The sequence below is a fragment of the Streptomyces sp. NPDC051636 genome, from assembly GCF_044453765.1.
Classification (GTDB): domain Bacteria; phylum Actinomycetota; class Actinomycetes; order Streptomycetales; family Streptomycetaceae; genus Streptomyces.
On the sequence record NZ_JBITDA010000002.1, the window covers coordinates 171,936 to 185,697 of the forward strand.

Here is a 13,762-nt window from a genome sequence, read left to right on the forward strand (position 1 = left end):
CAGGCAGGACGGTCGCCCAGCCAACGACCGCACCCGGCAGGGCCGTTGGCCGGTCAGCCGTTTTTGCGGGCCACTCCGCCGTAGAGTCCGATCGGCGGGGCGTTGCGCTCCGGGGGCTCGTCGGGCCGCCAGTTCGGGACTTGGACCAGGCCGGGATCGACCAGGGTGAAGTCACCGAAGAAGTCCAGAATCCGGGCGTGGGGGCGGAGGTTCAAGCTGGCGGTGGCGCTGTTGTAGACGGCCGCCGCGTCCTCACGCCGGTCCTCGTGCATGTCGCCCGTCGCGTGCGACAGGACGAGGTACGAACCGGTGGGCAGCGCGTCGCGGAGGGTGGTGACGACGGCGTCCGGATCATCCGCGTCGGCGAGGAAGTGCACGACGGCCACCAGCAGCAGCGCCACCGGCTGGTCGAAGTCGATGACCTTGCGCACCTCGGGGTCGTCCAGGACGGCGCGGGGGTCACGCAGGTCGGCCAGGACGACGGAGATGTCGGTGCCCTCCATGAGGGCCATGGAGTGGGCGCTGACGATCGGATCGTTGTCGACGTAGACGATGCGGGTCTCGGGAGCGATGGCCCGCGCGATCTGGTGCACATTGGGCTCGGTGGGCAGGCCCGTGCCCACGTCGAGGATCTGCCGGATGCCGCCCTCCGCGACGACGTGCCGGACGGCGCGGTGCATGAAGTGCCGGTTGGCGCGGACACCCGCCCGCACCTCCGGGGCCGCCTTCATGAACCGCTCGGCGGCCTCCCGGTCGACCTCGTAGTTGTCCTTCCCGCCGAGGAAGTAGTCGTACATCCGGGCCGGGTGGGGCCTGCTGGTGTCGATCTCGAACGGGTGAGCGCCGCTGCCGCTGCTGGAGGTCACGATGCCTGGCTCCGTCCTGGACTCTCGTCCCGCCACCGGATGAACGTATGTGAGTGACTGTCAGAGCATCATCCTGGCATGCGGGACGAAGCCCATGAACACCAGCCGGACTCCGGCACGCCGGGGCCCGGCCGTGCCACTCGCACCTGCGTGGACCCTGGGCCGAAAACTCAACACGATGCCGTCCGGCGGTACTTACTTACTGGTGAGGAACGCGGTCGCGGTGTAGCGTCACCTGCAGATGTCGTGGTTCGCAGTCCCTGCCCGCGCTGTGGTGCGGGCGTTTTGCTGTGCAGTGCCCGAGGACCAGGACGACCACCTCCGGGTCCGCGCGGTGCGGACTCGCCAACGACTGGAAGGCACCGACATGGCCAGCGGCACCGTCAAGTGGTTCAACGCCGAAAAGGGATTCGGTTTCATCGCGCAGGACGGAGGCGGCCCCGACGTCTTCGCGCACTACTCCAACATCAACGCCAGCGGCTACCGCGAACTTCAGGAAGGCCAGGCCGTCACCTTCGACATCACCCAGGGCCAGAAGGGCCCGCAGGCGGAGAACATCACTCCCGCCTGACGATGCCGAACGCGGGCACGGTGCCCGGGCAGCGCCCGCTGCCCGGGCACCGTGCGCCGTCGCCGATGGCTACCGGTATCCGACGGCCGGCGAGTCCCTCTGAAGGGCAATGTCACACCCGGGGGCGGCGAGCTGGTCCTCGTCGTAGTGCTTGGCGCGTTCGCCCACGCCTCGTCGGTGACGCCGCCCGCGGCGTCGGCGATGCGGGTGCCCTGTTCGGCCGGTTCCGGGGCGGCCCGCCCGGCGTCGGTGAAGACCGTGCCGCCAGGCCGCGACCGGGTTGAGGGCCACCGAGGCCTCCCCGGCGTGCGCGGCGTCCTTGGTGTGCGGCCGGAGTCGGTGTGACCCCCGTGCTCGCCATGCTGCACGCGCTCGCCGACGCGCGCTCCCGACGCCCGGTGTGGTGGCTGCACGCTGCGCGGGACCGCCTCCACCATCCCCTTCGCCGACGAGACACGCGCCTTGCCGGCACGACCGCCGAACAGCCGTGCCCACATCTCGTACAGCCGTCCGCGTGACGGCGACCGGATCGGCGTCGGCCACATCGCGGCGGGCAGGCTCTCGGCGCAGGTGATACGCGACCTGGATCCGCCACGGAACGCGGACGCCTACCCGTGCGGGCCGACCGTGTTCATGACGGACATGACCAGCGCTCTGGGCGCGTGCGGGCTCGCGCCTGCCCGCATCCGCACGGAGACCTTCGGCGCGCTGTCGGCCATCACGCCCGGCATCGTGCCGCAATGGCAGGGTCCCGCACCAGCCCGCCCACCCTCCCGGCCAGAGCCGGGTCCCACCGTGTCGTTCGCCCGCAGCGGCCTCACCGCGCCATGGCATCCCGGCTACGGGACTCCGCCCGAACTCGCCGGAGCGTGCGACGTGCCCACACGGCGGTCCTGCCGTACAGGTGTCTGCCACGCCTGCGAGACCGCCGTGCTCTCCGGCCGTGTCGCCTGCGCGCCGGAGCCGATCGAGGCACCGGCCGAGAGCAACGCCCTCATCTGCTGCTCGCAGCCCGCCGGGGACCATGGAGGACCTCGTCCTGGACCTTTGACACCGCCGTGGCACGCCGCGCGTCCAGGCCGGCGCGTCGGCTGGACTCTGTGAACTGACTCACCCACCGCAAGCGGTTTGGGCCACCCATTGCCTGGTCAGCGCATGTTTTGCGGGTCCGGTGACGGCTCGTTGGCCGGATACGTCATTGATCTGTCATTGCAGCCAGTGCGACTGCCGATACAGGCTGTGACCGTGTTGGAGCGACGTGTTGTTGTGGTGGTGTACGCGGGCGCGCTCGCCCTGGACATCACCGGACCGATTGAAGTGTTAGATACCGCCAACCGGCTCCTTGCCCCGTCGGCGACCCCGTACCGGATCGACTTCGTCTCCGCCGACGCACCACTGGTGCGCATGAGTTCGGGAGTGATCGTGGAGGCCTCGCCGCTGGAGGCGGGGCAGGGCCCGATCGACACGCTCCTCGTGCCGGGCGGATGGAGTCTCCGGGACGCTCTTCGGGACCGGGCGCTGGTCTCCTGGATCGGCCGGGCGGCGACCCGGTCGCGCAGAGTCGCCTCCGTATGTGGTGGATCGTTTCTGCTGGCCGAGGCGGGCCTTCTCGACGGCAGACGCGCCACCACACACTGGGCGTACAGCGAGGAGATGGCCTGCCGCTATCCGGACGTGACGGTGGACGCCGAGCCGATCTTCGTCTGGGACGGCCCCTTCGTGACCTCCGCGGGCGTGTCGACCGGGATCGACATGGCGCTGGCCCTGGTGGAGGCCGATCACGGAGCGGCGCTCGCGCTGGAGACGGCACGGTTCCTGGTGCTGTTCCTCAAGCGGCACGGAGGACAGTCCCAGTTCAGCACCGTCCTCGACGCCCAGTTGGCCGACCACCCGCCGATCCGGGCGGCACAGGAGTGGATCCTGAAAAACCTCCACACCCGCCTGTCCGTCGCCGAGATCGCCCGGCGGGCCAACATGAGCCTGCGCAACTTCGCCCGGGTCTTCCGGCGCGAGGTGGGAATGACCCCCGGCCAGTACGTCGAACGGACACGGATCGCCCGCGCCCGCGAGTTGCTGGAAACCACCGAACTGACCATCGGCCAGATCGCGCACCGCTGCGGATTCGCCGCCCCCGAGACCTTCTTCCGCTCCTTCGGGCGGACTCTGGGCCTCACCCCGAAGGAGTACCGGCACCGCTTTCAGCTCCTCTCGCCCTCCGGCCTCATCGAGCGGCACCACGAGACGGACAGGAGTCCCGTATGACCACCACGACCTCAAACGCACCCGAAGCAGGCGCGTTACGCCTGGTCGACCACCTGGCCGGGGAACTCGCCCGGGCCGGCGTCACCCATGTGTTCGGTGTCGGTGGCGCGAACATCGAGGACCTGTACGACGCCGTACACCGCGGCGGCGCCGTCCGCGGCATCGTCGCCAAGCACGAGTTCTCCGCCGTCACGATGGCCGACGGATACGCCCGTACCAGCGGGCGCCTCGGCGTTGTCGCGGCCACCTCGGGCGGCGGTGCGATGAATCTCGTACCGGGCCTGGCCGAGGCGTACGCCTCCCGGGTGCCCGTGCTGGCCCTGGTGGGGCAGCCGCCGACCGGCCAGGAGGGCCACGGGGCGTTCCAGGACTCCAGCGGCAGGGCGGGTTCCTTCGACGCCCGGGAGGTCTTCGCGCCTGTCTCCCGGTTCTGCGCCCGGGTGGAGGACCCGGACGCGCTCGCGGAGTTGCTGCCCCGGGCGGTGGCGGCGGCACAGGCCGATCCGCGCGGGCCGGCGGTGCTGCTGCTGCCGAAGGACGTGCAGCAGGCACGGATCCGGTGGCCCGGTCGCAGTCCGGCGCCGGCGGCACCGGCGGCACGGCCCGACGCCGCCGCCCTCACCGCCGTGTCGGACGCTCTTCGCGGGGCCGGCCGCGTCCTCGTCATCGCCGGGGAGGGCGTCGCCGCGGCGGACGCGCGCGCGGAGCTGGCCGAGCTGGCCCGGCGTCTGGGGGCGTGGGTGGCGGTCACCCCCGACGCCAAGGACGTCTTCGACAACCGTGATCCCCGGTTCGCGGGCGTGGCCGGGGTGATGGGCCATGCCAACGTGGAGGACTGTCTGCGGCGGGCCGACGTGTGCCTGCTGGCCGGTACCCGGCTGCCGCTGCTGGCACGCGGCGGCCTGGAGCGGGCCCTGGCCACCGCCGAGGTCATCAGCCTCGGTCCCGAACCGCCCTTCGTGGCGGGCACCGCACTGGGCGGGCAGCTGCGGGACGCGCTGCGCGCGGTGACCGGCCGTCTCCCTCCGCACCCGCGTGCCTGCCCGCGGCACGCCGGGCCCCTCCCCACGCGTATGCCGGGCCCGGTTTCTCCGGCCCTCGGGCGAACCGTCTCCTACACCGATGCGGTCGCCGCGGTGGAGGCGGCACTCCCCCAGGACGCGCACGTCTTCGTGGACGCCGGCAACGCGGGGGCCAGCGCGGTCCATCTCCTCCCGGCACCGCGTCACGGCCGCTTCGTGGTGGCGGTCGGTATGGGCGGCATGGGTTACACCTTCGGTGCCGGAATCGGCGCCGCGCTCGCCACCGGCCGGCGCACCTACGTACTCGCCGGTGACGGGGCCTTCCTCATGCACGGGATGGAAGTGCACACCGCCGTGGAGTACGCCGCACCGGTGACCTTCGTCATCTTCAACAACAACGCGCACGCGATGTGCGCGCTGCGTGAGGAGTTCCTCCAGGGCGGCGTCCGCGACGACGACCTGTTCGCGCGGACCGACCTCGCCGCCGGGGTGGCCGCCGCCTTCCCGACTCTGGCGGTCTCGGGGGCCGAGGACGCGGCGCAGCTGCGCGAGGCGCTGCTGCGCGGCAACGCGGACGGCGGGCCGGCGTTCGTCGCGCTGGACTGCGACCCGCGGGAGGTCCCCCCGTTCCTTCCCTTCCAGTCCTTCAACGAAGCGAGCAGCAAGGAGAGTTCACATGAGCGAGGAGTCGTCCACGTTGGCTGACATCCCCGGTCTGATGCGGATCGAGAACCCCGGCAAGGAGGAGCTGACCGCCCACTGCATGGAGCTCACCCACGCGGTCTATCCCCACCATCAGGTCTACGGGCAGTACTGCACCATTCACGAGTACGTCGACTGCCCTCCGGAGCAGGCCTACGACTACCTGCGCCAGGGTCACCACCTGGAGGAGTGGACCTGCAGCCTGCGGGACTTCACGCCCTCCGGCACACCGGGGCTGTGGGTCGGCCACGACCGGCTCGAGAACGACACCAGGATCTACTGCAAGGTGGTCGCCAACCCCGAGGCGATGACCGTGGACTACCACTGCTCCTGGGACCAGGGCGAGAAGCTGTGGATGATCTACCTGATGCGCGTCGTGCCGGCTCGCCTGGTGCTCAACAGGCCGGGTTCGGTGATCACCTGGACCAACTGCCGGCACCCCTACTACGACGACAACCCGCGCCCCGACCTGACTCCCCGTCCGGACCGGCCCTGGGTGGGCGACTACTGGGACCTCTTCTACGCGGGGCACACCGTGGAGATGAACAACCTCAAGGCGATCCTGGAACACCGCCACCGCAACGGCCTGCCGGTCAGCGTGGCCCCGGCGAAGGCGGTGGCCCAGTGACCACGGTCAGCCTCACCGACGTCGCGAGCTACCTTCCCGGCGAACCGGTCCCCGCCGAGTTCTACACCGACTACCCCGGAGCCGAGGACAAGCTCCGCGACCACCCCATGTTCAAGGTCCCGCCGTTACGGCACCACGTGGCCGCGGACGAGACCAACGCGGACATGGTCGAGCGCGCCGTACAGCCCTTGATCGAACGACACGGCAAGGATGAGATCCGGGACGTGGACGTGCTGTTGGTGCACAGCCAGCTGCCGGACCTGCCGTTCGTGGGCGCCGGCACCGAGGTGGCGCGCCGGCTGGGTCTGAACCCGGAGTGGCTGGTCGACGTGGCCAACGCGGGCTGCGCGTCCTTCGTGTACATGCTGAAGCTGGCCCGGCAGATCCTCACCACCACGGATGCGAAGACGGCACTGATCTGCAACGCGCAGAGCGCCGCGGGCCAGTGCTTCACCCAGTCCGAGGTGCGCAGGCTCGCCCAGGCCGCGATCCCGGGCGACGGCTGCGGCGTGGGATACGTGACGACGTCGGGCAGGGCCCCCGTCCTCGACGTGGAGACCCGGCACCTCGGCGAGTACGCCGGGGACATGACGCTGGCGGTCGACGACGGCCGCAAGTACTGGGAGCCGGGAGAGTCCCAGTTGCGGATCGGCTTCACCGATGCCGGCGTCGCCAAGGTGCTGGCACGCGGGAACCGCCTCGTCCCGGAGGTGGTCACGGACCTGTGCCGACGGCTCGGCGTGGCAACCTGCGACATCGACGTCCTCATCACCAACCAGCCCAACCGCACCTTCCTGCGGAACTGGCGAGAGGCGCTGCAGCTGCCGGCGGAACGGCATCTGAACACCTTTGACCAGTACGGGAATCTCTTCGGAGCGGCGATCCCGATCACCCTGGACCGTGCGATCCGCTCCGGGCAGGTCGAGGACGGGGACCTGACGGTGCTCGGGGGATTCGCGCACGCGGGCGACTTCGCCGGTGCCGTCGCCGTCCGCTGGCACGGCGGGCGGGGATGACCCGTGGACAGCACCGTGCTGCACCGACTGGCCCTGAACGAGAGCCCGTATCCGCCACTGCCCTCGGTACGCAAGGCGATGCGACGGGCCGTGGCGCAGGCCCACCGGTACCCGCAGTTCTACCCCGACGACCTCATCGAGCGGATCGCCGCCTGGTGCCGGGTGGGCCCCGACCGCGTCGTGGTCGGCAGCGGCTCGGTGGGCGTGGCCCTGCAGTTGCTCCAGGCGGTGGTCGAGCCCGGCGACTCGATGGCCTACGCCTGGCGCACCTTCGACGCCTATCCCCTGCTGGCGGCCATGGTCGGCGCCCAGCCCGTTCCCGTACCCCTCTCCCCGGACGGACGCCAGGACCTGGGCGCCCTGCTCACGGCGCTCGACCACCGGACCCGCGTCGTGGTGCTGTGCAATCCGCACAACCCCACCGGGAGCCTGGTCACCGCGGAGGACCTGTCGGCGTTCCTGCGCCAGGTCCCCCGGCACGTCACCGTGCTGCTCGACGAGGCGTACGTGGAGTTCGCCCGCGGCACCGAACTGCCGGACACAGCAGCACTGCTGGATGCGCACCCCCACCTGCTGGTCCTGCGCACCTTCTCCAAGGCGTACGGCCTCGCCGCCCTGCGGGTCGGCTACGGACTCGGCGCGCCCGGCCTGGTGGCACGGATCCGCCGGCACCAGCTGCCCTTCGGGATCAACGCGGTGGCAACGGCGGCGGTGAAGGCCTCACTGCGGGCCGGCGGTGAGCTGCGCCGACGCGTGGACACCGTCGTCGCCGAACGCGAACGGCTCCGGCACGAACTCGTCGGCCAGGGCTGGCACATACGCCCGGGGCACGCCAACTCCGTCTGGCTCGCCGCGCCCGATCCGGTCGACGAGGGCGCCGCCGCGCTCACCGCCGCCGGTGTCCAGGCACGCCACTACCCCGGCGAGGGACTCCGGCTCACCGTCGGCGGCCGGGAGGCCAACGACGCCGTGCTCACCGCGCTCGCGGGGGTGAGCCGACCGCAGGCGCCGGGCAGACGTCCGTAGAGCGGGCTCAGGTGCGGTCGCCCGCCGGGGCGACCGCACGGCTCGCACTACAACGCTGCCGGCTGCGGGCGCGTGGGGGACGGCGCCGAGGCGGGCTGTGCCTCGGCCGGAGCCCGGAAGCCCTTGGTGAGCATGAAGAAGGCGAGGCATATCTCCCAGGCGAACACGGGGATGGCCGCGAGCGCGGTCCCGACCGAGAACTGGTCGATGAGGCCGAACATCTGGACAGCCCCCGAGGCGAACACCAGCGGACCGCCGACGAGTCCCAGGACGGGGATGAACCGGGGCACGAGCCGGGACCGGTACAGCAAGCGGGCCAGGAGCACGGTGTTGGTTCCGCACACCAGGCTCGGGCCCACCAGGAAGGTCCAGTTGTGGAGGGCGACCATCGCCTCCCCGAGCGGGACGGCACCGGACGGGGCGGCGAGATCGTGGCGCAGGGTCACCACGGCCAGCAGGGGGACGACGCCGACGGCCACGACGCCCGCCTCCAGGGTGCGCAGCCCCACGTACCCCAGCGCCATCGCTTCGTTCGTGCGCTTGACGACGGGGAACAGCGTGACGGCGGTGCCGACGATCGCCAGCGCCAGCACCACCTCGAGAAGGGCCCCGAGGATCACCGGTGCGTCGGATCCGGAGCCGGTGATGAAGCGGTCGTCGTCGAGGACCGGCCCGTAGAGGGCCAGCGCCGTCACCGACGTGACGTGTGTGACGAAGTACAGAACGCCGGCGACGGCGGCGGTTCGGCGGGTGGATGTCATGGCGACCTCTTGCGGAGGGACAGAGGTGTACGGCGTACACCTTCAGGGAGCCTGACAGTAGGTGTACGCTGTACACCGTGTCAAGTGACCGAGCCCCGCGCCCCGCCACCCGGGCACGACTCAACCGCCCTGACGTCCTGCGCACCGCGGTCGCACTCGCCGACCGGGCCGGCATCGACGCGGTGAGCATGCGCAACCTCGCGCAGGAGCTCGGAGTGGTGCCGATGGCGCTCTACAAACACGTGGCGAACAAGGAAGAGCTCCTCGACGGCATGGTCGACGTCGTCATCGGCGAGATCGACCCGCCTCCCGAGGACTCGGGTTGGAAGCAGGCAGTCCGAGGACGCGTCCTCTCCGCGCGGCAGGCCCTGCTTCACCATCCCTGGGCGCCGCAGGTGATCGAGTCCCGGAGTGCCGCCTCACCGGTGGTCCTGGACTACATGAACTCCCTCATCGGCACCTTCCGCGCCGGCGGACTCTCCGCCGACCTCGCGCACCACGCGATGCACGCACTCGGCAGCAGGATGTGGGGCTTCACCCAGGAGGTGTTCCCCACACCCTCCCCTCCCGCCGACCCCGCACTGCGGGAGGCCATGCTCCGCGACATCGCCCTGCGGTACCCGCACATCGCCGAGATCGCCGGCGCCGGCGCCCACGACCCCGGCTCGGCCGTCGGCAGCACCTGCGACGACCAGTTCGAGTTCGAGTTCGCCCTCGACCTCCTCCTCGACGGAATCGAGCGACTCCACCAGCGGTCCTGGAGCTCCACACGGGCCGAGCGCCCCCGGACCGGGTAGCAGGGATGCGGCCTGCGGTGACATCCATCACACCGACCTCCGGCGTCAACGCGGTCCGGTAGTAGAGCAGAGCTGGGCGATATAGGGAGACTTGCCGTCCGTAAACGGACATAGGCCGCACGTACCCCGGCGGCCCGCACCCCATCCGGTTCCGTCACGCCGTTCGCCAGCCACCCCCGCCTTTCTGACACCGCGCCAGGTCTTGCCGCGCCCCGGCCGGCCGGTTCAGCACACTCGTACGCCCGATTCAAGGGCCTTCGCGGGCTACGAGGCCGGCTAGTACCCGCGCTCGTTGCCGCTCGCTCACCGGGGTTTTAACAATGACGGCCCCACAAGGCGTCGCCGCAGCTCAGGCACAGCGTCCGCGCTGAGCCGAGCTACCGGAGGCGCACCCCGCTACGACCGAGCGAGGCCCGTATGAGGAAGCACCGCAGGAAGACCCGCCACCGGCAGATAGCCATCGCCGCCGTCGCGCTCAGCGCGCTGGCAGTACCGTCCGCCGCCATGGCCTGTCTGAACGATCAGGGCACCGAGGACACCGAGGGCTCCGCTCAGTGGAGGAACTGGCGGAACGCGTCCTTGCAGCAGCCCTGGAAGTACGGCGGGTGGACCTCGCAGTCCCCGGCGCCGGCTTCGCAGGCGGCCACCGCGCCCGCTCCGACGGCGACCGCCGCACCCAAGGCGCCCGCCACCGCATCCCCGAGCGCCCCCGCCACCACGGCCCCGGCATCCGGCGCCGCGGCTCGTATCGTGGCCCTGGTCAACAGCGAGCGCGGCAAGGTGGGCTGCTCCCCCCTGACCCTGAACGCGAAGCTCACGAAGGCCGCCCAGGATCACAGCACCGACATGGCGAAGCACCAGAACATGTCGCACACCGGCTCCGACGGTTCTGATCCGGGCGCACGGATCACGCGCGCCGGCTACACCTGGAGCGCCTACGGCGAGAACGTCGCGTACGGGTACTCCACCCCCGAGCAGGTCATGGCGGGCTGGATGTCCAGCCCCGGTCACAAGCGCAACATCCTGGACTGCGATTTCAAGGACATCGGCGTTGGCCTCGCGCAGCCCGGCAACTACTGGACGCAGGACTTCGGCACACCCCGCTGACCGTCAGCGGGGCCGCAGCTCCCCCGAGCCGCGCGGGATCAGCCGTGTGGGAATCTCCGTGGAGCGAGCCCGGGTGCGGTCGCCGTCCAGGCGGGCCAGCGCGATCGTCGCGGCCGTGGCGCCCATGGCCGCCGGGTCCTGGGCGACGACGGTGAGGGCGGGCTCGAGGAGTTCGGCGAGCGGGATGTCGTCGAAACCGACGAGCGCGACATCCTTGCGGCCGGTCCGGGCGAGGCACGCCAGAGCCCCCATCGAGGCGAAGTTGTTCGCCGCGAACAGTGCGGTCGGCGGGTCCGCCAGTTTCAGCAGGCGCTCGGTCGCGCCGGCCGCCGACCGCACGTCGTGGCCGCCCAGCACCAGCGCCTTGTCGTAGGGCAGTCCGGCTTCCGCGAGGGCGTCCCGGTAGCCCCGCAGGCGCATCCGGCGGGTGTAGACGGCGGTGGGTGCGTCCCCGACGAAGCCGATCCTGCGGTGGCCGTGCATGATCAGGTGCGCGGTGCCCTCGTGGCCGCCCCGCCGGTTGGAGCTGAGCACGCTGTCCGCGGCCAGGCCGGTTCCGGGACGGTCGAGGAAGACCACCGGCAGACCCGCGGAGCGGTCCGCCTTGAGGTAACCGTGATCCGCCTTCACGGTCGGCGCCACGAGCAGGGCGCTGACCCGGCGGGCCAGGAAGGTGCCGACCAGGGAGCGTTCCCGCTCGGCGTCCTGGGCGGACGAACCGACGAGCAGGGTGAGACCCCGGCCGTGCGTCACCGACTCGATCCCGCTCGCCACCGTGGCGAAGAACGGATTGCTCATGTCCGGCACGATCAGCCCGATGGCGGTGTCACTCTTTCCGAGCCGCATATGACGCGCCATCAGATTGGGTCGGAAACCGAGCCGCTGGACGGCCTCCATCACGCGCTCCCGGGTCTCGGCGGCGACCGGTCCCTCACCGTTGAGCACCCGCGACACCGTCTTGGCACTGACGCCGACCTGCTGCGCCACATCGCTGAGCGTGGGCCGACGGGCCACAGACATGGTCACATCCCCTTCGAAACGATGATGGCGTGAATGAATCTTGCCATCCACGCCACCCGCGCCTCCGTCAGCCCTCCGAAAGGCCGGCCGCCTTGGCGGCCCCCTCGTCGGCCACGACCGTTCCCTTGCCGTCGGCCTCCACCTGGAGCGCCCCCGTCATGATCGCGACGACCTCGGACATGGAGTAGTCGCCCGGCTTGATCAGTGCCGCCCTGCGGCCCAGCCGCTGGACGTGGATCCGGTCGGCGATCTCGAAGACATGGGGCATGTTGTGGCTGATGAGCACCACCGGCAGGCCCCTGTCCCGCACCCGCCGGATCAGGTCGAGGACCTGCCCGGACTCCTTGACGCCCAGCGCGGCGGTCGGCTCGTCCATCACGACCACACTGCTGGCCCACGCCACCGCCCGGGCCACCGCGACCGCCTGCCGCTGACCGCCGGAGAGCGTCTCCACCGACTGCGTCAGCGACCCCAGTCCGATCTTGAGCTCGGCCATGTGTTCCGCGGCCTCCAGACGCATGCGCTTCTTGTCGAGCATGCGCAGGACGCTGCCGAGCGGCCCCCGGCGGCGTATCTCCCGCCCCAGGAACATGTTGGAGGCGATGTCCATCGAGGGTGCCACCGCCAGATCCTGGTACACGGTCTCGATACCGTGGCGGCGGGCGTCGATGGGACCGTGGAAGCTGACGCGCTTGCCGTTCAGCAGTATCTCGCCCTGGTCCGGGGTCAGCGCCCCGGTCAGCGCCTTGATCAGCGTGGACTTGCCGGCGCCGTTGTCGCCGATCACGGCCATGACCTCGCCGGGCAGCAGTTCGAAGTCCGCGCCGTCCAGCGCGGTCACGTGACCGTAGCGCTTGACGAGGCCGCGGGCCCGGAGCACGGGCACGGCTGCGTTGTGGGTGCTCATCGCGCCTTCCTACGGGAGATCTGGTCGACGGTGACGGCGAGGATCACCAGGACCCCGGTGATCAGGGTCTGGTAGATGGAGGGGACGCCCATCAGCTGCAGGCCGTTGCGGAAGACACCCACGATCAGGGCGCCGATCAGCGTGCCGAGCACGTTGCCGCGGCCACCGAAGAGGCTGGTGCCGCCGAGCACGACCGCCGTGATGCTGTCCAGGTTGTCGGTCTGCCCGGCCTGCGGGTCGCCCACCCCCGTGCGCGAGACCAGCAGCAGTGCGGCGATGCCGTAGACCAGTCCGGCCAGGGCGTAGACGCCGATGGTGAGCCGGCCGGTGCGGATACCGGTCAGGCGGGCGGTCTCCTGGCTGTTGCCCAGCGCGTAGACGTGCCGGCCCCAGGCGGTGCTGCTGAGCACATAGGCGAACAGCCCGAACAGGGCGAGTGTGAGGACCGAGCCGTACGTGACGTCGGTGCGGCCGAGCGGGAACGTCTCGCCGAGCGCGGTGAGCGCACCCGGCAGGTTGGTGACGGTCTGCTCGTTGGAGTAGATGTGCGTCAGCGCGGAGGCCACGTTGAGCATGCCCAGGGTCACGATGAACGGGGGCAGCGGGACGACCTGCACCAGCGCGCCGTTGACCAGGCCGAACAGCGCGCAGACTCCCAGGCCCAGAGCGATGGCGACGAGCGGCGGAACGGTTCCCTCGGCGGCGAGCTTGGCGATGAGTATCCCGCCGAAGGCCATGACCGCGCCGCAGGACAGGTCGATGCCCGCGGTCAGGATGATCAGCGTCTGGCCGATGGCGAGCGTGCCGACCACCATGACCTGCTGGATGATCAGGGAGAAGTTGCCGCCGCTGAGGAACTGGTCGGTGCTCAGGGAGAAGAAGACGCAGGCCAGAAGGAGAGCGGCCAGCGGCCCTGTGGTCGGAGCGGTGAGCAGGCGGCGGGCCACGGTCGGCGCCTGCAGCTTCGCGTACGGGGCTGTGGAGGCAGTCATGGAAGTCCTTGCGGGGGGGACGGGCAGGACGGAAGGCGGGGCGGGTGCCGGGCACCTTTCGGGCTCGTCGCGGAGGGCGGAGCCC

15 protein-coding genes and 1 pseudogene are annotated in these 13,762 nt (G+C 70.9%); 10 read left to right on the forward strand and 6 right to left on the reverse strand.

The window, feature by feature from the left end:
* Positions 1–53 precede the first annotated feature (53 nt).
* The gene (locus ACIBBH_RS04355) at positions 54–869 is read right to left on the reverse strand and encodes an SAM-dependent methyltransferase (RefSeq protein WP_399402688.1); all 816 of its coding nucleotides are present in this window, start codon (positions 867–869) and stop codon (positions 54–56) included.
* 364 nt (positions 870–1,233) lie between these two features.
* On the opposite strand from ACIBBH_RS04355, the gene ACIBBH_RS04360 reads away from it, so the two are divergent.
* The gene (locus ACIBBH_RS04360; RefSeq protein WP_397963618.1) at positions 1,234–1,437 is read left to right on the forward strand and encodes a cold-shock protein; all 204 of its coding nucleotides are present in this window, start codon (positions 1,234–1,236) and stop codon (positions 1,435–1,437) included.
* 102 nt (positions 1,438–1,539) lie between these two features.
* Here the strand turns inward: ACIBBH_RS04360 and ACIBBH_RS04365 are convergent.
* Positions 1,540–1,764 (reverse strand): annotated as a pseudogene (locus ACIBBH_RS04365) (carboxymuconolactone decarboxylase family protein); the annotation flags it as partial.
* Positions 1,765–1,796: 32 nt separating this feature from the next.
* On the opposite strand from ACIBBH_RS04365, the gene ACIBBH_RS04370 reads away from it, so the two are divergent.
* From ACIBBH_RS04370 to ACIBBH_RS04400, 7 genes are all read left to right on the forward strand, one after another.
* Positions 1,797–1,955 carry a hypothetical protein gene (locus tag ACIBBH_RS04370; RefSeq protein WP_399402690.1) on the forward strand — a complete coding sequence of 53 codons (159 nt, stop codon included), beginning with the start codon at positions 1,797–1,799 and terminating at the stop codon, positions 1,953–1,955.
* A complete protein-coding gene (locus ACIBBH_RS04375; RefSeq protein WP_399402735.1) occupies positions 1,900–2,541 on the forward strand; it encodes a hypothetical protein in 642 nt (213 codons plus the stop codon). The genes ACIBBH_RS04370 and ACIBBH_RS04375 overlap by 56 nt, the downstream gene beginning before the upstream one ends.
* A gap of 141 nt (positions 2,542–2,682) precedes the next feature.
* A complete protein-coding gene (locus ACIBBH_RS04380; RefSeq protein WP_399401794.1) occupies positions 2,683–3,699 on the forward strand; it encodes a GlxA family transcriptional regulator in 1,017 nt (338 codons plus the stop codon).
* Positions 3,696–5,426 carry a thiamine pyrophosphate-binding protein gene (locus ACIBBH_RS04385; protein ID WP_399401796.1) on the forward strand — a complete coding sequence of 577 codons (1,731 nt, stop codon included), beginning with the start codon at positions 3,696–3,698 and terminating at the stop codon, positions 5,424–5,426. Before ACIBBH_RS04380 ends, ACIBBH_RS04385 begins: the two co-directional genes overlap by 4 nt.
* Positions 5,398–6,051, forward strand: a complete 654-nt coding sequence (locus ACIBBH_RS04390; RefSeq protein WP_399401798.1) for an SRPBCC family protein — start codon at positions 5,398–5,400, stop codon at positions 6,049–6,051. The genes ACIBBH_RS04385 and ACIBBH_RS04390 overlap by 29 nt, the downstream gene beginning before the upstream one ends.
* Positions 6,048–7,067, forward strand: a complete 1,020-nt coding sequence (locus tag ACIBBH_RS04395) for a 3-oxoacyl-ACP synthase III family protein (RefSeq protein WP_399401800.1) — start codon at positions 6,048–6,050, stop codon at positions 7,065–7,067. The genes ACIBBH_RS04390 and ACIBBH_RS04395 overlap by 4 nt, the downstream gene beginning before the upstream one ends.
* Before the next feature lie 3 nt (positions 7,068–7,070).
* Positions 7,071–8,093: a histidinol-phosphate transaminase gene (locus ACIBBH_RS04400; protein WP_399401802.1), complete on the forward strand. Its 1,023-nt coding sequence runs from the start codon at positions 7,071–7,073 to the stop codon at positions 8,091–8,093.
* A gap of 47 nt (positions 8,094–8,140) precedes the next feature.
* Here the strand turns inward: ACIBBH_RS04400 and ACIBBH_RS04405 are convergent, their stop codons facing one another.
* On the reverse strand, positions 8,141–8,854 hold the full coding sequence (locus tag ACIBBH_RS04405; RefSeq protein ID WP_399401804.1) for a DUF4386 domain-containing protein: 714 nt from the start codon (positions 8,852–8,854) through the stop codon (positions 8,141–8,143).
* A 77-nt stretch (positions 8,855–8,931) separates the two neighbouring features.
* Here ACIBBH_RS04405 and ACIBBH_RS04410 point away from each other — a divergent pair, with 77 nt between their 5' ends.
* Together ACIBBH_RS04410 and ACIBBH_RS04415 are read left to right on the forward strand one after the other, a co-directional pair.
* Positions 8,932–9,651, forward strand: coding sequence for a TetR/AcrR family transcriptional regulator (locus tag ACIBBH_RS04410; protein WP_399401806.1), 720 nt, complete (start codon positions 8,932–8,934; stop codon positions 9,649–9,651).
* A gap of 417 nt (positions 9,652–10,068) precedes the next feature.
* The gene (locus ACIBBH_RS04415; RefSeq protein ID WP_399401808.1) at positions 10,069–10,758 is read left to right on the forward strand and encodes a CAP domain-containing protein; all 690 of its coding nucleotides are present in this window, start codon (positions 10,069–10,071) and stop codon (positions 10,756–10,758) included.
* Between the two features lie 3 nt (positions 10,759–10,761).
* On the opposite strand, the gene ACIBBH_RS04420 is transcribed toward ACIBBH_RS04415, so the two are convergent.
* The 3 genes from ACIBBH_RS04420 to ACIBBH_RS04430 all read right to left on the reverse strand — a co-directional run bounded on the left by ACIBBH_RS04420 (position 10,762) and on the right by ACIBBH_RS04430 (position 13,677).
* On the reverse strand, positions 10,762–11,778 hold the full coding sequence (locus tag ACIBBH_RS04420; protein ID WP_399401809.1) for a LacI family DNA-binding transcriptional regulator: 1,017 nt from the start codon (positions 11,776–11,778) through the stop codon (positions 10,762–10,764).
* A gap of 67 nt (positions 11,779–11,845) precedes the next feature.
* Positions 11,846–12,685 (reverse strand): ATP-binding cassette domain-containing protein, encoded by an 840-nt coding sequence (locus tag ACIBBH_RS04425; RefSeq protein WP_399401811.1) that lies wholly within the window; start codon positions 12,683–12,685, stop codon positions 11,846–11,848.
* Positions 12,682–13,677 (reverse strand): ABC transporter permease, encoded by a 996-nt coding sequence (locus ACIBBH_RS04430; protein WP_399401813.1) that lies wholly within the window; start codon positions 13,675–13,677, stop codon positions 12,682–12,684. Before ACIBBH_RS04430 ends, ACIBBH_RS04425 begins: the two co-directional genes overlap by 4 nt.
* Positions 13,678–13,762 lie beyond the last annotated feature (85 nt).

Coding starts and splice junctions, on each gene's coding strand:
- ACIBBH_RS04370 (WP_399402690.1), top strand. CDS start 1,797: ATGCTGCACGCGCTCGCCGACGCGCGCTCCCGACGCCCGGTGTGGTGG.
- ACIBBH_RS04390 (WP_399401798.1), top strand. CDS start 5,398: ATGAGCGAGGAGTCGTCCACGTTGGCTGACATCCCCGGTCTGATGCGG.
- ACIBBH_RS04405 (WP_399401804.1), bottom strand. CDS start 8,854: ATGACATCCACCCGCCGAACCGCCGCCGTCGCCGGCGTTCTGTACTTC.
- ACIBBH_RS04425 (WP_399401811.1), bottom strand. CDS start 12,685: ATGAGCACCCACAACGCAGCCGTGCCCGTGCTCCGGGCCCGCGGCCTC.
- ACIBBH_RS04415 (WP_399401808.1), top strand. CDS start 10,069: ATGAGGAAGCACCGCAGGAAGACCCGCCACCGGCAGATAGCCATCGCC.
- ACIBBH_RS04420 (WP_399401809.1), bottom strand. CDS start 11,778: ATGTCTGTGGCCCGTCGGCCCACGCTCAGCGATGTGGCGCAGCAGGTC.
- ACIBBH_RS04360 (WP_397963618.1), top strand. CDS start 1,234: ATGGCCAGCGGCACCGTCAAGTGGTTCAACGCCGAAAAGGGATTCGGT.
- ACIBBH_RS04385 (WP_399401796.1), top strand. CDS start 3,696: ATGACCACCACGACCTCAAACGCACCCGAAGCAGGCGCGTTACGCCTG.
- ACIBBH_RS04430 (WP_399401813.1), bottom strand. CDS start 13,677: ATGACTGCCTCCACAGCCCCGTACGCGAAGCTGCAGGCGCCGACCGTG.